Annotated in this window: 20 protein-coding genes; 9 read left to right on the top strand and 11 right to left on the bottom strand. The window is 46.0% G+C overall.

Annotated features, from left to right (window positions below; translation table 11 throughout):
- Positions 1 to 52 precede the first annotated feature (52 nt).
- Both cysE and ONE56_RS12435 read left to right on the top strand, forming a co-directional pair.
- Positions 53 to 874, top strand: coding sequence for a serine O-acetyltransferase (gene cysE, locus ONE56_RS12430; protein ID WP_041154984.1), 822 nt, complete (start codon positions 53 to 55; stop codon positions 872 to 874).
- Positions 875 to 885: 11 nt separating this feature from the next.
- Positions 886 to 2,034 (top strand): murein hydrolase activator EnvC, encoded by a 1,149-nt coding sequence (locus ONE56_RS12435; RefSeq protein WP_331438775.1) that lies wholly within the window; start codon positions 886 to 888, stop codon positions 2,032 to 2,034.
- Between the two features lie 83 nt (positions 2,035 to 2,117).
- Here ONE56_RS12435 and ONE56_RS12440 read toward each other — a convergent pair whose 3' ends face one another.
- From ONE56_RS12440 to epmA, 4 genes are all read right to left on the bottom strand, one after another.
- Positions 2,118 to 3,074 carry a DHH family phosphoesterase gene (locus ONE56_RS12440; protein WP_423839951.1) on the bottom strand — a complete coding sequence of 319 codons (957 nt, stop codon included), beginning with the start codon at positions 3,072 to 3,074 and terminating at the stop codon, positions 2,118 to 2,120.
- 152 nt (positions 3,075 to 3,226) lie between these two features.
- A complete protein-coding gene (locus ONE56_RS12445) occupies positions 3,227 to 3,862 on the bottom strand; it encodes a TetR/AcrR family transcriptional regulator (RefSeq protein WP_041154981.1) in 636 nt (211 codons plus the stop codon).
- A gap of 21 nt (positions 3,863 to 3,883) precedes the next feature.
- A complete protein-coding gene (locus ONE56_RS12450; RefSeq protein ID WP_423839952.1) occupies positions 3,884 to 4,258 on the bottom strand; it encodes a VanZ family protein in 375 nt (124 codons plus the stop codon).
- Positions 4,259 to 4,267: 9 nt separating this feature from the next.
- Positions 4,268 to 5,239: an elongation factor P--(R)-beta-lysine ligase gene (gene epmA, locus ONE56_RS12455; protein WP_423839953.1), complete on the bottom strand. Its 972-nt coding sequence runs from the start codon at positions 5,237 to 5,239 to the stop codon at positions 4,268 to 4,270.
- 440 nt (positions 5,240 to 5,679) lie between these two features.
- On the opposite strand from epmA, the gene frdA reads away from it, so the two are divergent.
- Genes frdA through frdD form a run of 4 tightly spaced genes read left to right on the top strand, consistent with a single transcriptional unit; the run spans position 5,680 to position 9,022 of the window.
- Positions 5,680 to 7,488, top strand: a complete 1,809-nt coding sequence (gene frdA, locus ONE56_RS12460) for a fumarate reductase (quinol) flavoprotein subunit (RefSeq protein ID WP_041154978.1) — start codon at positions 5,680 to 5,682, stop codon at positions 7,486 to 7,488.
- A complete protein-coding gene (locus tag ONE56_RS12465) occupies positions 7,488 to 8,246 on the top strand; it encodes a succinate dehydrogenase/fumarate reductase iron-sulfur subunit (RefSeq protein ID WP_331438779.1) in 759 nt (252 codons plus the stop codon). Before frdA ends, ONE56_RS12465 begins: the two co-directional genes overlap by 1 nt.
- 2 nt (positions 8,247 to 8,248) lie before the next feature.
- On the top strand, positions 8,249 to 8,632 hold the full coding sequence (gene frdC / locus ONE56_RS12470; RefSeq protein WP_041154976.1) for a fumarate reductase subunit FrdC: 384 nt from the start codon (positions 8,249 to 8,251) through the stop codon (positions 8,630 to 8,632).
- Positions 8,633 to 8,644: 12 nt separating this feature from the next.
- Complete coding sequence (gene frdD, locus ONE56_RS12475; protein ID WP_041154975.1) at positions 8,645 to 9,022, top strand: fumarate reductase subunit FrdD; 378 nt, start codon at positions 8,645 to 8,647, stop codon at positions 9,020 to 9,022.
- Positions 9,023 to 9,291: 269 nt separating this feature from the next.
- Here frdD and efp read toward each other — a convergent pair whose 3' ends face one another.
- The gene (gene efp / locus ONE56_RS12480; RefSeq protein WP_041154974.1) at positions 9,292 to 9,858 is read right to left on the bottom strand and encodes an elongation factor P; all 567 of its coding nucleotides are present in this window, start codon (positions 9,856 to 9,858) and stop codon (positions 9,292 to 9,294) included.
- A gap of 32 nt (positions 9,859 to 9,890) precedes the next feature.
- Here efp and epmB point away from each other — a divergent pair, with 32 nt between their 5' ends.
- Together epmB and ONE56_RS12490 are read left to right on the top strand one after the other, a co-directional pair.
- Positions 9,891 to 10,913 (top strand): EF-P beta-lysylation protein EpmB, encoded by a 1,023-nt coding sequence (gene epmB, locus ONE56_RS12485; RefSeq protein ID WP_423839954.1) that lies wholly within the window; start codon positions 9,891 to 9,893, stop codon positions 10,911 to 10,913.
- Between the two features lie 96 nt (positions 10,914 to 11,009).
- Positions 11,010 to 11,504 (top strand): MgtC/SapB family protein, encoded by a 495-nt coding sequence (locus ONE56_RS12490; RefSeq protein ID WP_041154972.1) that lies wholly within the window; start codon positions 11,010 to 11,012, stop codon positions 11,502 to 11,504.
- A gap of 82 nt (positions 11,505 to 11,586) precedes the next feature.
- Here ONE56_RS12490 and ONE56_RS12495 read toward each other — a convergent pair whose 3' ends face one another.
- From ONE56_RS12495 to ONE56_RS12505, 3 genes are all read right to left on the bottom strand, one after another.
- The gene (locus tag ONE56_RS12495) at positions 11,587 to 12,150 is read right to left on the bottom strand and encodes a VC2662 family protein (protein WP_041154971.1); all 564 of its coding nucleotides are present in this window, start codon (positions 12,148 to 12,150) and stop codon (positions 11,587 to 11,589) included.
- A 431-nt stretch (positions 12,151 to 12,581) separates the two neighbouring features.
- A complete protein-coding gene (gene groL / locus ONE56_RS12500) occupies positions 12,582 to 14,228 on the bottom strand; it encodes a chaperonin GroEL (protein ID WP_041154970.1) in 1,647 nt (548 codons plus the stop codon).
- Positions 14,229 to 14,302: 74 nt separating this feature from the next.
- Positions 14,303 to 14,593: a co-chaperone GroES gene (locus tag ONE56_RS12505; protein WP_005381516.1), complete on the bottom strand. Its 291-nt coding sequence runs from the start codon at positions 14,591 to 14,593 to the stop codon at positions 14,303 to 14,305.
- A gap of 221 nt (positions 14,594 to 14,814) precedes the next feature.
- On the opposite strand from ONE56_RS12505, the gene ONE56_RS12510 reads away from it, so the two are divergent.
- On the top strand, positions 14,815 to 16,209 hold the full coding sequence (locus ONE56_RS12510) for an MATE family efflux transporter (protein WP_423839955.1): 1,395 nt from the start codon (positions 14,815 to 14,817) through the stop codon (positions 16,207 to 16,209).
- 251 nt (positions 16,210 to 16,460) lie between these two features.
- On the opposite strand, the gene pfkA is transcribed toward ONE56_RS12510, so the two are convergent.
- From pfkA to ONE56_RS12525, 3 genes are all read right to left on the bottom strand, one after another.
- Positions 16,461 to 17,423, bottom strand: coding sequence for a 6-phosphofructokinase (pfkA, locus tag ONE56_RS12515; protein ID WP_041154969.1), 963 nt, complete (start codon positions 17,421 to 17,423; stop codon positions 16,461 to 16,463).
- 350 nt (positions 17,424 to 17,773) lie between these two features.
- Positions 17,774 to 18,682 (bottom strand): CDF family cation-efflux transporter FieF, encoded by a 909-nt coding sequence (gene fieF / locus ONE56_RS12520; RefSeq protein ID WP_423839956.1) that lies wholly within the window; start codon positions 18,680 to 18,682, stop codon positions 17,774 to 17,776.
- Positions 18,683 to 18,817: 135 nt separating this feature from the next.
- Entirely contained in the window at positions 18,818 to 19,330 is a 513-nt protein-coding gene (locus ONE56_RS12525; protein ID WP_041154967.1) for a CpxP family protein, read from the bottom strand.
- Positions 19,331 to 19,427: the final 97 nt, after the last annotated feature.

Raw genomic sequence — 19,427 nt, forward strand, 5'->3', positions numbered from 1 at the left:
TGAGATAAATAGCACTTGTCGGGTCAAGGAAGAACCACTCAGGATATTGAGAATGAAACACTGCGAAAAACAAAAGGTCTGGAACAAAATAGTCTCCGAAGCCCGTGAAATGTCTGAGCAAGAGCCAATGTTGGCCAGCTTTTACCATGCGACGATCATCAAACATGATAGCCTTAAAGCGGCACTGAGCTACATTCTGGCGAATAAATTAGACACCGCATCAATGCCAGCGATGGCGGTCAGAGAAGTGATTGAAGAAGCATTCTCGACTGACCCAAACATTACTGATTGCGCCGCTTGTGATATATGCGCAACCGTAAATCGCGACCCAGCGGTGGCGATGTATTCTATGCCATTGCTGTACCTGAAAGGCTACCATGCACTTCAGGGCTATCGTGTAGCGAACTGGTTATGGAAGCAAGGACGTCATGCACTTGCCACTTACCTGCAAAATCAGATCTCTGTCGCCTGCCAGGTTGATATACATCCTGCGGCTCGTATTGGTAGTGGTATCATGCTTGACCATGCAACAGGCATCGTCATTGGTGAAACAGCCGTTGTTGCGAATGATGTCTCTATTCTGCAAGATGTTACCTTAGGTGGTACAGGCAAAGAAAGTGGTGACCGTCATCCGAAAATTCGTGAAGGTGTGATGATTGGTGCAGGAGCTAAGATACTGGGCAATATCGAAGTCGGTGAAGGCGCTAAAATTGGTTCTTGCTCGGTGGTACTACAGCCGGTACCAGCGCATACAACGGTGGCAGGTGTGCCAGCAAAAATTGTCGGTCGTCCAAAATCAAACAAGCCATCTTTCGATATGGATCAATGCTTTAATGGTAAGTCTCAAAGCTTTATCCATGGGGACGGCATTTAATCTTCAACAATGTGGTAGGTAACTCTCAAGTGAACAAACAGAAACACCCTGTGCTCCGCTCAGCTATTTTATTGACTTGTGTTTTATCTGCCGCTTATCCGCTCGCATCCGGAGCCGTTAGCCAACAAGAACTTAAAGGTGTTTCCAGCGAGATAAGCCGTCAGAAAAAATCCCTGACCTCTCAGGAGAAACAGCTCAATGAGTTGCAACGCTCACTGAAAGACCAAGAGCTTGGTATATCTCGGTTAGAACGAGAGATCAAACAAACCAAATCAAAACTCTCTCAAGCCGACCAAAACATAGAGAAACTTGAAGAGAAGATCGACCTACAAGAAGCTCAGCGCCAAGATCAAGAGAAAGAGCTCAAGCAACTGATACAAACTTACTACGTCACTGAGCGTGCCAAAGCCAATGGTCACCTACTGAATCAAGGTGTAGAAGAAGATCGTATCAGCCAATACTTCCAACACTTGGCCAAAGAGCGCGCAAACGTCATTGCTGCGATTACGAAAACCACAGAACAGCTTGCGCATAATAGAAACCAACTTGAGCTTGAAAAAGAGCAGATCGAAACGTTACTCAAGCAACAGTCGGAAAAGCGTAGTGCGCTAGCGGGAACCCAATCGCAACGAAAAAAAACCTTAGGTAAGATTCGGAGCAGTATCCAAAACGACAAACGTTACCTTGCTGAACTGCAGCGCAACGAAACACGCCTTAAAGCGGAGATCGCCAAAGCAGCAAAACGCAACTCGGTGCCAATGGATGGATTGGGCAAACAACGAGGTAAACTACCATGGCCACTAAAAGGCAACGTTCTGCACAACTTTGGCACTCGTCAGACAGGCCAAGTAAACTGGAAAGGCATGGTGTTATCCGCCAACTATGGTCAAAAGGTTAAAGCTGTTTATCCTGGTACCGTGGTATTCGCGGAGTATCTGCGTGGTTATGGTTTGGTGGTATTACTCGATCATGGTAAAGGTGACATGACGCTTTATGGGTACAACCAGGCTCTGACGAAAAAAGAAGGCGACAAAGTCACCGCAGGTGAAGTGATCGCTCTTGCGGGCGACACGGGGGGACAACACCGCCCTTCACTTTACTTTGAAATCCGCCGCAACAGCCGAGCACAAAATCCGAAATCGTGGTTGAAACGACTGTAAAGGCTAATCATAGTAAGCCCCTAGGAACAGAAAAGGAGCCGATTGGCTCCTTTCACTTTTCTTATTGCTGCAGGGTTGTCGTGTTACGCGTAATGCGTTTCCACCGCGTTTATGAACGCGCTGACATCTTCTTTGCTTAAAGCATTAATGCCTGCTGCTGCCTCTCGGCCCCCACCAGTTGGAAACTGACCACAAACAGTGACTGCACCTTGCTTGTTATTTAATGGCGCGCGCAGCGACACAGTATAGGTTCCATCAGCATTTTCGGTTAACACGGCATGAGCCGAGTCTGGTGTTTGGTTGGCTAACCAGTTGCCATATACACCGCTGATTCGGCGCGATGCCGCATTGTTAGGTAGCTCAAACAGTTTCAATGTTTTGCTCTCATGCAGAGCAGGAACGGACAATGCCGCCTCCATGTCTTGCTGGTAAGCGGATTGAAGTTGATAGTATGGCGACGCTTTATCTGAGACAACATCAAAAGGCGAAGCATATTGTAAGAGCGCTTGATACAAATCAGCAGGGTGGAAATGTAAATCATCCACTTTCGAACCGTAACCGTTGTAGTTGATCAGCGTTCCTAATTCTTTAAGCTGGGCTTTCTGATCCGCCGTTAAACCCGCTTTATCGGCTAACTCATCCGCTTTAGCGATCAAGTTATCGCCATAAGCCGCGGTAATTGCCCATTCATGAAACTGGCCATTTAGTAACTGATCAACGATCAACGCGGTACACATGTTCGCATCCAAATCGATGTGCGCGTCCAAATTGCCATGCTGAGGGATATCTCCGGCTTTATGATGGTCAGCGTAAAAGACATGCGCTCCTTGCTCTAACGCACGCTCTAGGCCAGCCATGTTCTTTTCCATTGAAATATCTAACACCGTTAAGTCATCGCCTGCTTTCACCTCGATGGTTTCTACCAGCTTAATATCACGCTTAACTCCCGTCACCAACTGAGCATCAACCGGGTCGGCCAAACGTAATTGTAACAATGCAATGATGCCATCAGCATCGCCATTGAAAATATCGTAATTCATTGAATGATAGTTCCTTTATCAGGTGTCATTCCCCAGCTTCAATCAACTGGGGCAGGAAATTCACCCTATTGTGCGCAGGTGTGCTAACAAGTCAACCAAGCGTCGACTTGTTAGTGAGAATTGAGTTGTAGCAATAATGAGAATAAGGCCGATTAGCCGTGCAGAGCACTGACTGAACCTTCAAGCAACAGCAATTGTTCGAGTCCCTGCTCCGTTGCCAACGGCTTCACCACATTAACCATTTGCAACATTCCTTGTTTGACCATCTGCTCAGTAATGTTGGTTTTTGGCAGCATCGCAGATTGATACGATAGCCAACTACACGCAATGAGATGCAATGTACACACGAGTGATTTTAACTGTTGCTGATCAACCTCAAGTAACTTCAGTGCCACAAACTCTTGCATGATCGCAATTAAATTGCCTTGCAGTTTTTCCTGAACATCGATGTACTGCGCATGAAGTTGCTCATCTCGGGATAGAATTTCAGGCAAGTTAGCGTAGAAGAAACGGTACTTCCACATCAAAGTAAAGGTCGAGTCGAGATAGCTTTTGAGCATCGTCAAACTTTCTTGAGAGCCTTGCATAGGCGTAAACCTTTCTAAAAGTTCCGTGGCATACAGCGTAAAAATATCTCGCACGATTTCTTGCTTATTGCGGAAATGGTAGTAAAGATTTCCTGGGCTGATTTCGATGTGTTCGGCTATATGATTGGTGGTAATGTTGCGCTCACCATGTTGATTAAACAACTCCAATGCTGCGTAGACGATTTTGTCGCGCGTTTTCATGGCTATTCGATTCCCTTTCCATTAACGAATCGAGTATAACGACTTCACCCATCGAGGTCGATAGAGCCCCCAGATACGGTAACTTAGCAGACCAGTCAGAATACCTGTGCCATTAGCAGCTAAGTCGAACAAAGACGTCTCTCGTCCAACATAACCTTGCAACCATTCAATCATTGCACTGAACAAGAAAATTCCTATTGCGACCATCCACCGCTGCCGCCAGTTGCCCACACAGGCACAAGAGATGAAAGCAAAACTGCTGTAAGCCATCAGGTGTTGTACTTTATCGAGATAAGTAAAATCCCCCCACTTTTGCAGCTCACCAGAACTAAGAGAGAGATACGCAATAATCGTTGCACAAGCGAAAATGATACAACGTCCGATCGTTCGGTTCATGAAACATCCTTACGCAATGGGAAATGGGAAAGCAGTCACCTGATCGATATGATTGCAACCCAATGCAAGCATAATAAGACGATCAATACCTAACGCGACGCCTGCACAATCAGGTAAACCAGCTTGCAATGCAGCAATCAAGTGATAGTCGATTGGCTGTGGCTGCAACCCCATCTCAACACGTTTTTTATTGTCTTGCTCAAAGCGCGCAAGTTGCTCTTGAGGGTTGTCGAGCTCATGAAATCCATTGGCCAACTCAATCCCTTTAAAGTACACCTCAAAACGCTCTGCTACCCGGTGGTCATGTGGGTTAATTTTTGCTAACGCCGCTTGAGATGCAGGAAAGTCATAAACAAATGCAGGCACAGTCTGACCAATTTTAGTCTCAACACCAACACTAAACAAAAGCTGGAGTAAGGTATCACGATGCTCTTCCTGCTGTGCAATATCACTCAATCCAAGTTGACCTGCCACGCTTTTTAGCTCTGCCATCGTTCCTTCAAGTGGGCACACGCCCAGAGCATCAAGAAATGCCTGCTGATAGGTCATGCGTACGGCCGCACCACAACTCAAAACTAACTGCAGTAGCTCATCCATTTCGTCCATCAACTGATGATGATCAAAGCCAACTCGATACCACTCCAACATAGAAAACTCTGGGTTGTGATGACGACCATTTTCTTCATTACGAAAAGCTTTGTTGATCTGATAAATGCAACCACTGCCCGCGGCCAGTAAGCGTTTCATATGGAATTCAGGGCTTGTCACAAAAAATAGCTGACTGCCATCGGCATACCCTGGTCCGACAAACTCAGTTTGAAAGGTATGCAAATGAATATCGGTCACAGTAGCATGGCTCATGGCCGGTGTGTCGACTTCCATCACCTGCCTCTGTGCAAAGAATTCTCGGATAGAAGCAATAAGCTTGGCACGTTCGCGTAATAGTGCCATTGGTGCAGTAGGTTGCCAATTCGTAGGCATAGTTACAGATCTCTTCAAGACTTAATCAGCGTTTGGATGCGCCATTTTACATACTTTTGAAAGTTGAAGAGCACGGTTTTTATCTCTTATGCTCATGTCCACATAACAAGTATACAGATGAAGCCCGAATTTTCTGCGCCGCAGAACAAAAAACATCCCATACATAAGTTGTTATCAATGAAGTAAACATGGCGCAACACTTGCCTAACATTAATGCTTTGTTGCTGTTTTTACTGCTCTCAGTGGCGTGATAACAATCACACTACATATAAATTTTATGCTCTTGTATGCATTACTGAAGCAAAACCCCAAATAAATCAATTTTTCTATCACATAGCTCTTCTACACTAACCGTACTACTTTAGAGGAGTTGTCTGTTACGACCTCCTCACCCCCACAATAACAAGCGGATTTCCGCAATCACACACTGGAGGATAACTGTGCAAACTATTATCACAGATATCGCAGTCATCGGCGCCGGCGGCGCTGGTCTTCGTACAGCAATTGCAGCAGCAGAAGCAAACCCAGACTTAGAAGTCGCTCTGATTTCTAAAGTTTATCCTATGCGATCTCACACGGTCGCGGCAGAAGGTGGCTCTGCGGCTGTTATCAAGGAAGAAGATAGCCTAGACAATCATTTTAACGACACCGTTGGTGGTGGTGACTGGCTATGTGAGCAGGATGTTGTTGAATATTTTGTAGAAAACTCGACTCGAGAAATGATCCAAATGGAGCAATGGGGTTGCCCATGGAGTCGTAAAGAAAACGGTGAAGTGAACGTTCGTCGTTTTGGTGGTATGAAAGTTGAGCGTACTTGGTTTGCTGCAGATAAAACTGGCTTCCACATGCTTCATACCTTATTCCAAACTTCGATGAAGTACAGCAATATCAAGCGTTTTGATGAGTACTTTGTACTAGACCTACTTGTTGACGAGGGTGAAGTACAAGGTCTTGTCGCGATTCACATGTCTGAAGGTGAGCTGGTTACAATTAAAGCAAAATCGGTTGTCCTTGCTACTGGTGGCGCAGGTCGTGTTTACCACTGCAACACCAACGGCGGTATTGTTACTGGTGACGGCATGGCAATGGCTTACCGTCATGGTGTCCCTCTACGTGATATGGAATTCGTTCAATACCACCCTACCGGTCTACCTGGCACTGGTATCCTCATGACGGAAGGTTGTCGTGGTGAAGGCGGTATCATCGTCAACAAAAACGGCTACCGCTATCTTCAGGACTATGGCATGGGCCCAGAGACGCCAGTTGGCGAGCCAAAAAACAAATACATGGAACTGGGTCCACGCGACAAAGTGTCTCAAGCATTCTGGCATGAACAGCAAAAAGGTAACACCATCAAACACCCTCTCGGTGATGTGGTGCATCTCGACCTTCGCCATCTAGGTGAAGAGTACCTACAAGAGCGTCTCCCGTTCATTTGTGAATTGGCGAAAGCGTACGTTAACGTTGATCCCGCCAAAGAACCAATCCCAATTCGACCAACGGTGCACTACACCATGGGTGGTATCGAGACCAACGGTGGCTGTGAAACTCGCATTAAAGGCCTATTTGCTGTCGGTGAATGTGCTTCTGTTGGTCTGCACGGTGCAAACCGCCTTGGCTCTAACTCACTCGCTGAGTTTGTAGTCTTTGGTCGCGTAGCGGGTGAAAACGCCGTGAAACGTGCAGCCGAATTCAAAGGCTGGAACGACACAGCGATAAATGAGCAAATGAAAGCCGTTGAAGAAAGAATCGCCGCGCTAATGAACCAAGAAGGCGATGAAAACTGGGCGGATATCCGTACAGAAATGGGACACACGATGGAAGCGGGTTGTGGTATCTATCGTCAAGAAGACTTGATGCAAGAAACCATCAACAAAATTACCGAGCTGAAAGAACGCTACAAGCGAATCAAGATTAAAGACAAAGGCAAAGTGTTCAACACTGACCTGCTATACGCAATTGAAGTCGGCTATGGCCTTGAAGTTGCGGAAGCGATGGTACATTCGGCGATTCTGCGTAAAGAGTCTCGTGGTGCGCACCAACGCTTAGATGATGGCTGTACTGAACGTGATGATGAAAACTTCTTGAAGCACTCTCTGGCTTTCTACCAGCCAGACGCTGCACCAAGCATTGATTACAGCAATGTCACCATCACTAAATCACAGCCAAAAGCGCGTCTATACGGTGAGGCCGCTGAAAAAGCCGCAGCAGCAGAAGAAGCCGCGAAAAACGCAGAGGAGCAAGCATAATGCCAGCAAACCGCATTCAGAAAATCGACATTCTGCGTTATGACCCAGAGAAAGACGCAGAGCCGCATTTACAAACTTTCGAAGTACCCTTCGATGAAACCATGTCGGTACTCGACGCGATAGGTTACATCAAAGACAACCTAGACAAAGATCTGTCATACCGCTGGTCTTGCCGTATGGCAATCTGTGGCTCGTGCGGCATCATGGTGAACGGTGTCCCTAAACTCGCTTGTAAGAGCTTCCTACGTGACTACCCTAACGGTCTAAAAATTGAGCCATTGGCGAATTTCCCTATCGAGAAAGACTTGATTGTTGATATGACACCGTTTATCGAACGTCTTGAAGCAATCAAACCTTACATCATCGGTAACGACCGTAAACCAGAAGACGGCACTAACCTACAAACACCAGAGCAAATGGCGAAATACAAGCAATTTGCTGGTTGTATTAACTGTGGTCTTTGTTACGCAGCCTGTCCGCAGTTTGGCTTAAACCCAGAGTTTATTGGGCCTGCGGCTTTAACACTGGCACATCGCTACAACCTAGACAGCCGTGACAACGGCAAAGCAGAACGTATGAAGCTGATCAATGGTGAAAACGGTGCATGGGGTTGTACTTTCGTCGGCTACTGCTCTGAGGTGTGTCCAAAGAGTGTCGACCCTGCTGCTGCGGTTAACCAAGGTAAAGTTGAGTCTTCAATGGACTTTGTGATTGCCATGCTTAAGCCTGATGGCAAACCAGCTCAAGAGGAGGCATAAGGATGAGTAATCGTAAACCTTACGTTCGTGAAGTAAAACGCACTTGGTGGAAAGATCATCCGTTCTATCGCTTCTACATGGTACGTGAAGCAACGGTCCTTCCTCTTATCCTATTCACTATTTTCCTGACTTTCGGTTTGGGTTCACTCGTGAAAGGTCCTGAAGCTTGGCAAGGTTGGTTAGACTTTATGGCTAACCCAATTGTAGTCGCAATCAATATCGTTGCGCTACTGGGCAGCCTATTCCATGCACAAACCTTCTTCAGCATGATGCCACAGGTTATGCCTATCCGTTTAAAAGGCAAACCAGTGGATAAAAAGATCATCGTATTGACTCAATGGGCAGCAGTGGCATTCATCTCACTGATTGTTCTCATCGTGGTGTAAGGAGCGGAAATAATGAAACCAAATTATAGTGTAGATAAAGCACCAGCACGTTCTGATGAGCCAATCTGGTGGGGGTTATTCGGTGCGGGTGGTACTTGGTTTGCGATGATTACGCCAATCACTGTACTTGTACTCGGTATCCTGGTGCCACTTGGTGTGATTGATGCAGAGGCCATGAGCTACGAACGTGTCTCTGAATTCGCCACCAGCATCATTGGCGCATTATTCATCATCGGTACGCTAGCACTGCCAATGTGGCATGCTATGCACCGCGTACACCACGGCATGCATGACCTTAAATTCCACACTGGTGTAGTTGGTAAAGTCGCGTGTTACGCCTTTGCAGGTCTAATTACTGCACTGTCTATTATCTTTATCTTCATGATTTAAGGTACTGACTAAAAACAAGAAGCTGGCAATATGCCAGCTTCTTTTGTTTTTAGTCATCGATGATCTTTTTACTATAAAAGCATTTGGTTACCCATGATCTAATTGTTTTTAAAGCTTTAGACCACCCATGATCTTTTTGAAATAAGACCTTTGTGGAAATAGGAATCGCTGATGAGCCCGATGCGGTTCTGTTGAAAAACACCAGACTCAAGCCAAACAACAAGCAATAAAAAAGGCCGCCAAAGCGACCTTTTCTGAGAAGCAGAAAATTACTTCACACGACCTACGTATTCAGCAGTACGAGTGTCCACTTTGATCACTTCGCCAATCGCAATAAATAGAGGCACACGAACAACGGCGCCAGTCGTTAGTGTTGCAGGTTTACCACCGGTACCTTGAGTATCACCTTTCAGACCCGGATCAGTATCTACGACTTCCAGCTCAACAAAGTTTGGTGGTGTGACGGAAATAGGGTTACCGTTCCAAAGCGTAATCATACAAGTGTTGTTTTCTACCAACCATTTCGCGTTTTCACCGACCGCTTTTGCATCTGCTGCGATCTGTTCAAACGTCTCATTGTTCATAAAGTGGTAGAATTCACCGTCTGAATATAGATAATCTAGGTCGATATCCATTACGTCTGCGACTTCACATGTGTCACCAGACTTAAATGTTTTCTCTAGCACTTTACCAGAAAGAAGTTTACGAATTTTAACGCGGTTGAACGCTTGGCCCTTACCTGGTTTAACGTATTCGTTTTCCAGAATGACACAAGGCTCGTTATCAAGCATTAATTTAAGACCGCCTTTAAATTCATTGGTGCTAACTGTAGCCATTTTTTCCTCTTACATTCTTAGAGCTAAATTCAATGCCACACATAATAACCCGAAAAGTCGATTCTGTTGAGCAAAACTGGCTCAAACAATTGGCGAATGGGATCTCAGATCCTGCAATATTGCTCGAAAAACTCGAAATCGATCCGTCACCGTGGCAAGACGGGTTTGCTGCGCGCAAGCTGTTTGCACAGCGTGTACCGCAAAGTTTTATCGATAGAATGGAAAAAGGCAATCCTAAAGACCCTCTTTTGCGTCAGGTTTTACCCTTGAGTGAAGAATTTGTAGTGCACACAGGTTACTCCAGTGATCCACTTGACGAACAAAACAACGAGGTCCCTGGCTTACTGCATAAATATCGTAACCGTGCCCTGATGATCGTCAAAGGTGGCTGTGCTATTAATTGTCGCTACTGCTTCCGCCGTCATTTTCCTTATCAAGATAACAAAGGAGGTAAACAAGTCTGGGCACAAAGCTTGGCTTATATCGAGCAGCACCCAGAGCTGAATGAAGTGATCTTATCTGGTGGTGACCCTTTAATGGCCAAGGATGATGAACTACGTTGGCTTATCGAGAGTATCGCGCAAATCCCGCATATTAAGCGCGTTCGTATTCACAGCCGTCTGCCAGTCGTGATCCCAGCACGTATTACAGAAGAATTATGCCAAATCTTCAGCAGCACTCGACTACACGTAATCCTTGTCACGCATATCAACCACGCCCACGAAATAAGCGCAGAGCTCTCCGCTCAGCTGTTTAAACTCAAGAAGGCTGGCGTCACCTTATTAAACCAAAGCGTATTGCTCAAAGGTGTCAACGACTCTATCAACGCCCAAGTGGCCTTGAGTGAGGCGTTATTCGATGCCCATGTATTGCCTTATTACCTGCATGTGTTAGACAAAGTACAGGGCGCTGCACACTACTTTGTCTCTGACGAAGAGGCGAAAGACATCATGCGTGGCTTGATTACGCGTGTATCGGGTTATTTGGTACCCAAGCTAACTCGGGAGATCGGTGGTAGACCAAGTAAAACGCCACTCGATCTGCATTTGGAATAAGCGAATAAATCAACGCCTATTTGTCGTGACGAGCATTTCTTTTTGTTCGCTTTGAAGCAGGCACCTGTGCATACTCCGCTTTTTTTGGAGGTCAAGATGCAGATAACACTCGCACAGATTTTCGATCTTGGCCCATTCAGCTGGCCAGCTCTATTATGTTGTGCCATCAATGGGTTAATGATTGGTATAGAACGTCAAACCCGAGGAAAACCAGTCGGTATTCGCACCGCAATATTGATCATATCAGGCACCTACCTGTTTATGTCGATGGCGGTATCTTTATCACCGAATACGCTGGATCAAGCGCGCGTACTCGGCCAAATCATCACCGGAGTTGGCTTTCTCGGCGCGGGCGTGATGATGACCTTAGATGGAAAGATCCATGGCGTGACTTCCGCCGCTGTGATTTGGGTCCTTGCTGGATTAGGCCTAATGATAGGGCTAGGTTACTTGATGCAGTCTGTGGTCATCACTTTACTTGCCTTAACGGTTCTGCTCGGCGTTGATGAAGCAGAGCGCCACATTAAGTCGCTTCGCCGTGGCGTACATCAAAGAATACAACGCAGAAAGTCTTCACGTTTAATCAAGTAATTCGCCGCGTTCTAGAAAGAAAAAGACCCCGATAAGTAAGCGGGGTCTTTGTAATTCGACTTGTTGCGTTTTTAACGATGAACTATTTTGCGAAGTTAATCAGTGGGAAGCACTTCAAGAACCCATTGTCTGCACAGTTGAGTAAACCAATCTGCACGCCATCAATTTGGTCAGTCATGTTAAAAATACCGAGCTGGAAGTTTGATTTCTTCGAAATACTTGCCAAACCCACATCAGCCATGGTGTAACCTTTCGAATAGTTTACCGCACTCCAGTTCAGGCCTTTCACATTATTGGTGATGTTAACCGCACCTAAGTTCAGACCCGTCGCTTGACCTTCGTTCCAGTTAACCAGACCTAGCGACGCTCCTTTCATGTCTTGGTTTACTTTAGCGGCACCAAAGAAAAGACCAAAGTTGACGCCCGTAGTACGATCCGTTTCCGACATACCGAGTAGTGAAAAGTCGATCCCTTTCACTTCGTTAACCTGACCATGCAAAACCGCCAAACGAACGCCGCCCACCTCTGATCGAGATGGCGCATTAGTATGGTCAATCGTAGAAAACATTACCGGGGTACTATCAGCAAAAACCGCTGGTGATGTAATAGCGGCAACCACTGCCAAAGACGTAATAAGCTTTTTCATTGTTATCTCCTGATGTACGTATCAAGCTGTGACGCTAGGGTACAAATTCCTCCCACGACTCTACTTTGATGCTTCAGTATCTAGGTAATACCCGAGGGACACACTAATGGTTTGTCGATAAAGCCAAACTCCACAAACCTCACCTATACGTCACGAAATGAGTAGAATGATCTACATTTTGCTGTTGTGCTATTTTTCTCGGCGAGTTGCAGTTCAATTCACACGCCTTACACAAAACTGTAGTCAAAAAAAATAACCTCAGCTATTTTTATCAGCGTTTTACCGTATTTATTGCACCGAATCTACACAATCGACCGTCTCGTTTTGATTATCAGAATTTTCCTGCAAGTTCGCAGACCTCAAACGTTATATATAAAAAAAGCCGAGGTAAAAACCTCGGCTCTTCAAAGGGTTGGTTAGCTGGGTAAGCGCTACATCATACCGCCCATGCCACCCATACCGCCCATACCACCCATGTCAGGCATACCTGCGCCATCTTTCTGTGGTAGGTCAGTAACCATCGCTTCAGTGGTGATCATTAGACCCGCAACCGATGCTGCAAATTGCAATGCAGAACGCGTTACTTTCGTTGGATCTAGGATACCCATGGCTAGCATGTCACCGTATTCACCCGTTGCTGCGTTGTAACCGTAGCTACCTTCACCCGCTTTCACGTTGTTCGCCACGACAGAATCTTCGTCACCAGCGTTCTTAGCGATTTGGCGAATTGGCGCTTCCATTGCGCGCAGCGCAACACGGATACCAACGTTTTGCTCTTCGTTGTCACCTTCTAGGTCAACAATGCGAGAGGCTGCACGGATAAGAGCAACACCACCACCAGCGACAACGCCTTCTTCAACCGCAGCGCGAGTCGCGTGCAACGCATCTTCTACGCGATCTTTTTTCTCTTTCATCTCAACTTCAGTCGCTGCGCCAACTTTGATAACCGCAACACCGCCTGCAAGTTTAGCAACACGCTCTTGCAACTTCTCTTTATCGTAGTCAGACGTTGCTTCTTCAATTTGCTGACGAATCTGAGTCACTCGACCTTGGATCATTGCTTCTTCACCAATACCATCGATGATCGTGGTGTTTTCTTTGGTGATTGCAACGCGCTTCGCTTGACCGAGATCTTCCAGAGCGACTTTTTCAAGCTCTAGACCGACTTCTTCAGAAATCACGGTACCACCGGTTAGAATAGCAATGTCTTGTAACATAGCTTTACGACGGTCACCGAAACCAGGCGCTTTAACTGCTGCAACTTTCACAATACCACGCATGTTGTTCACAACAAGCGTTGCCAGAGCTTCGCCTTCTACGTCTTCTGCAATAATGAGCAGTGGACGAGACGCTTTCGCTACCGCTTCTAGTGTTGGTAGAAGCTCACGGATGTTAGAGATCTTCTTGTCTACTAGAAGAATGAATGGGTTTTCTAGGTCAACGCTACCCGCTTCTTGGTTGTTGATGAAGTACGGAGATAGGTAACCGCGATCAAACTGCATACCTTCTACTACATCAAGCTCATCTTGAAGTGCTTGGCCTTCTTCGACTGTGATAACACCGTCACGACCCACTTTTTCCATTGCCTCTGCAATGATGTTACCTACGCTTACGTCTGAGTTGGCAGAAATCGTACCTACTTGTGCAATCGCTTTAGTGTCAGCACATGGTACAGATAGGGCTTTTAGCTCTTCAACGGCTGCGATAACGGCTTTGTCGATACCGCGTTTAAGATCCATTGGGTTCATACCAGCAGCAACGGCTTTAAGGCCTTCGTTGACGATAGATTGAGCCAATACTGTCGCTGTTGTTGTACCGTCACCCGCAGCATCGTTTGCTTGAGATGCGACTTCTTTCACCATTTGTGCGCCCATGTTCTGGAATTTGTCTTCCAGTTCAATTTCACGCGCGACCGATACACCATCTTTAGTGATCGTTGGAGCTCCGAAGGATTTGTCGAGAACAACATTACGGCCTTTAGGGCCCAAGGTTACTTTTACTGCGTCAGCTAGAACGTTGACACCTTCTAGCATTTTAATACGTGCGTCATTACCAAATTTAACGTCTTTAGCAGCCATCTTTGATTTCCTTTCTAAATTCTGTTTTTGATTGCGTATTTGAATCTGAGCAAAAAATTACCCAATGATTGCTATTATTCAACGATTGCCATGATGTCGTTCTCTGACATCACAAGCACTTCTTTACCGTCGATTTTTTCAGTTTTTGTGCCGTAACCTTCAGCGAAGATAACGGTATCACCAACTTTTACGTCCAGCGGTAGTACAGTACCGTTTTCTAGAATGCGGCCTTTACCTACAGCTAGCACCACACCGCGAGTTGATTTCTCCGCAGCAGAACCCGTAAGAACGATGCCACCCGCTGACTTTGATTCAACTTCTTTACGTTCAACGATAACTCGATCATGTAATGGACGAATGTTCATATCGGTCGTCTCTCCTGAAAATTTCCATGTTTATTTGATAATTGCCCTCACTAGGGCTGCTGACTCATATATAAGGGGTCGGATGGGCGATCCCAAGGGGCGACAGTAATTTTTTTGTGACTTAGCTTAAAATTCGCATCGCTTTACATAATAAATGCGCACTCGCTCACCTTCTTGGTTTCTTGTATCCTTGGCTCACATCCATCAGATAGACACAATCCATGCGGGAAACGAACACGTCAGACAATCCAGTAACCGATAAGCACGGCTTACTGACCGCCCCTATTCCTGAAACACTGCGTAAGATGACGGTGCCGATGACGATGGGCATGATCGCTATCTTGATGTTTAACTTAGTCGATACGTTCTTTATCTCCTTACTGGGGACCGATTCTCTGGCCGCCATCAGTTACACCTTTCCGGTTACCTTTGCAGTCAATTGCATTACGATGGGGATCGGCATGGGACTGTCGACTAACATCGGTCGTCTACTGGGCCAAGGTCATGCCCCACAAGCGGCACGTTTTAGCACGCACGGTTTACTGTTGGCATTGGCGTTAGTCACCATCGCCTCTTCCACAGGGTATTTCACCATTGCTCCCTTGTTCGGTTTTTTAGGCGCGACAGACCCACTGATCCCACTCATCGAACAATACATGCAAGTGTGGTATTTAACCATTCCATTACTTGTCATCCCGATGGCTGGCAACAGTGCCATTCGTGCGACAGGAGACACCAAAACCCCAGCAAAAATCATGATGCTCGCGGGTTTGATCAATGGCATGCTGGACCCGCTACTGATCTTTGGGCTTGGTCCCTTCCCAGAACTTGGTATTCAAGGGGCGGCTATCGCCAGTGCATTCAGTTGGCTAGGTGCCTTGGTCGGTTCACTTTACGTGTTGGTCAAAAGAGAAAAGTTATTAGCGAAACCGCAATGGGCGTTTGTGAAGCAAGATTGGCAACAAACGTTGAAAATTGGCACGCCAGCCGCCTTGTCGACTGCAATGAATCCCTTATCCGGCGCAATATTAATGATGTTGCTATCCAGTCACGGTACAGCTGCCGTTGCCGCATATGGCGCAGCTCAACGCATTGAATCTATATTGATTCTCGTCTTGATGTCACTCACCTCAGCGTTAACCCCATTTATGGCGCAAAACCTGGGTGCCAACAATCCACAACGCGCATTTTCAGGGCTGTTCATCAGCATGCGCTTCTCTGTGGTATTTCAAGGCTTCATTTTCTTGGCTATGGTGCCATTAAGCATTCCTCTCGCCGCATTGTTCTCCCAAGAGGAAACGGTTAAAAATCTGCTGTGGCATTACCTTCTGGTGGTCCCGTTTAGCTATGGCTTTCAAGGTATTGTGATGATGCTAGTCAGCGGGTTGAATGCCATGCATAAACCGTTGCACGCTTTTCGATGGAGCTTTATGCGATTGTTTGTCTTCACCCTGCCGGCGGCTTGGGTGGGCAGTCGTGTCTATGGGGTGGAAGGGCTATTTATCGGCATTGCGCTTGGCAATATTCTTGGTGGGCTACTGGGCTACTTGTTTGCGCTTCGTGAGAGGAAGTCGGTGTTGAAAGAAGGTTCTAGAATCCTAGGTCCTAGGTCCTAGAAAAAACAGATTACAGATTACAGAAAAGAACATCTCCCGCAATCAAAGAAAAAACCATTATTTATCAACAAGATAGCCACAATCACATCTAGGACCTAGGATCCTATAACCTAGGACCTTACTGTATTCCGTAAGCGAAGCGTTCCGTAATTTGTCATCCGTAACCCCTAACTCAATACAACAAAAAATGCCGTTTGCGATTAAGCAAACGGCATTCAATAATTGAGTTCAATACAAAGCGAATCGACTGCTTAGAATAACTCTTCTGCAACTTTGTAAAGGTCGTTGCGCACTGGACGCTTCATGTTTTCAATCGCATCAATAATATCGTGATGAACCAGTTGCTCTTTCATGATACCCACACAACGACCGCCGTGACCATCTTTCAATAGATGAACCGCGTAGTTACCCATACGAGAAGCGAGTACACGGTCAAACGCAGTCGGACGACCACCACGTTGGATGTGACCAAGTACCGTAGCACGCGTTTCACGACCCGTCGCTTCTTCAATGTCTTTAGCCAATTCATTCGCATCCATCATCAGTTCTGTCAGAGCGATGATCGCATGCTTCTTACCTTTTGATATGCCGTCTTGGATGTTGCTAATCAGCTTCTCTTTATCAAGACCTGTTTCTGGCGTGATAATGTACTCACAACCACCAGCGATAGCAGACATTAGTGTTAGATCACCACAGTGACGACCCATGATTTCAACAATAGAAATACGCTGGTGAGATGAAGAGGTATCACGCAGGCGGTCAATCGCATCAATCACCGTATTAAGTGCGGTTAGGTAACCGATAGTGTAATCCGTACCCGCAATGTCGTTGTCGATTGTACCCGGTAGGCCGACACATGGATAACCCATTTCGGTCAGTTTCTTCGCGCCCATGTAAGAACCGTCACCACCGATAACAACGAGTGCATCGATACCGTGTTTTTTCAAGTTCTCAATCGCTTTTTCACGCACCGCTACTTCTTTAAACTCAGGGAAACGTGCAGAGCCTAGGAAAGTACCACCTTTATTGATCACGTCCGAAACGCTAGAACGATCCAGCTTTTGGATACGATCTTCGTAAAGACCTAAGTAGCCATCGTATACACCGAAAACTTCCAATCCTTCAGACAGTGCTGTGCGAACCACACCACGAACTGCAGCGTTCATACCAGGTGCATCACCACCACTTGTTAAAACACCGATCTTCTTAATCATGCTCACCCTCGATCTTTGGCAATAATTTGTATAATTTTCTTCAAGGCCCCTTGTTAACAAGCAACCTGCATAATCCAGAACTGTGCGTTATGTTACATTTCCTCTGTAGGAATACCAATGAAAACGCACATATTTATGTAACTTTTCTACTTTTGTAACTTTGTATCCAAGCAACGTCTCAATGCTTGGTCCTGCGAGAATATGTGGGATATTACAGGTTATCTCAACAACTTCGTTGATTCACATCAGTATCACGATTCTTATAAAGCATTGATGGAAAGATAGTCAATAGATACCAAGATAGCCAATCAATAGCGGGTTTTCACCCACCAGGCTGCATTCGTTAGCATTTACCAATCTTGGACTTTCTGCTCTCTCTCTGGACCTAATATCACCGAAAATGGATCCTGATGAATCAGTATGTCCGCTTCCGGAAATAATGCTAATAAACTATCTTCGACTTTATCAGCAATCCGATGTGCTTCAATTAAACGTAAGTTATCATCCAACTCCAAGTGCAGCTGAATAAAGCGGGTCGGTCCTGACATTCTTGTGCGCAACTGGTGTACGCCAAGCACGCCCTCTACGCTCAAGCACTCAGTACGAATTTGCTCTAACTCGGTATCGGGTAGCTTTCTATCAAGTAAGGTCTGAGTTGCCTTACGCACCATTTTATATGCGCTAAAAAGAATAAAGATTCCGATACCAATCGCAAACACGGCATCGGCCTGCTTGACCCCAAAATAGCTCAGACCGAGTGCAACCATAATCGCGGCATTCATATACAGATCGGTTTGATAATGCAAAGAGTCTGCAGCAATGGCCTGGCTTCCGGTCATACGTACCACGTGTTTTTGGAACAGCACCAGACCAAAGGTCAAGATCATCGCGAACAAGGAGACATAAACGCCTAACTCCGGAGCCTGCAATTCATGAGGTCGGAAAAAGCGATCGACCCCATTGAGGATCAAAAAGACAGCGGAGCCGGAGATGAACATGGCTTGAGCAAGGGCGGCCAATGATTCGGCCTTACCATGACCAAAAGTATGCTCCCTATCCGCAGGTTGTAATGCATAACGAACCACAAACAAATTGACAACAGAGGCTGCTATATCAAGCATTGAGTCAATGAGGGAAGCCAGTAGACTGACCGATCCTGTTAGCCACCAAACAATGACTTTCACAATCAGGAGTAATGTCGCCACAATCGTCGCCATCCATGCGGCTGTCGTGACTAATCGCGTATATTGGTGTTTCATAATCAAAGAGTTAACTTAAACCATGTTTCGAGTATACCTTGTAAACGAGAGAATGAGTATGAAATAACCAGATCAAAAAAGGCAGCCTAACAAGCTGCCTCTCAATCTTACCTATTCACGTCATCGCTTATATCGCTAGTTCGCTTGACGTTTTTCCATACGTTTTTGCATTTTCTCACCGCATTCTTGCCGACGCTCATTTTGCAGTTTAACAAATTCTGCTTTTTGTTCCGGAGTCAGAACGCTAAGCATTTGATGTCTTTTTTCCAACATTCTGACTCGATGTTCAGTCTGTTTTTCTACCATTTCTTTTGCCAAAGCAGTCGCTTGTGCTTCATCAAAGTTGTCCGCTAGTAACAGTGATTGCATTTTTGCATGGAACGCCTGACGCTCTGCTCTACGCGTTTCACGGTCTGCTGAATTTTTTCCTTTTCGCTCGGCCCGGTTTGTATCACGCAGCGATTGTAGCTGATCTCTTTGCGCATCCGTCAAATCCAACTGACGCATAATGCCACGCTCCATACCTGGCCCACACTCGTCACGTGGGCCTTTATGGTGATCTTTACCGCCGTAGGCAAATACACTTGCAGTACCCAAAGTAAGTGGTAGAACAACGGCAGCTAATAGAAGTTTCTTGGTCGATTTCATAATTCATTCCTTACACAAGTTAGGCTTGCTTCTGGGCTGTTCTCCCAGTGCTTGAGTTTAGAATAAGACTTGTTAGGTAAAGTGGCGTATAGGCAGC

Source organism: Vibrio mytili, from assembly GCF_049563345.1.
GTDB classification, from domain to species: Bacteria; Pseudomonadota; Gammaproteobacteria; order Enterobacterales; family Vibrionaceae; genus Vibrio; species Vibrio mytili.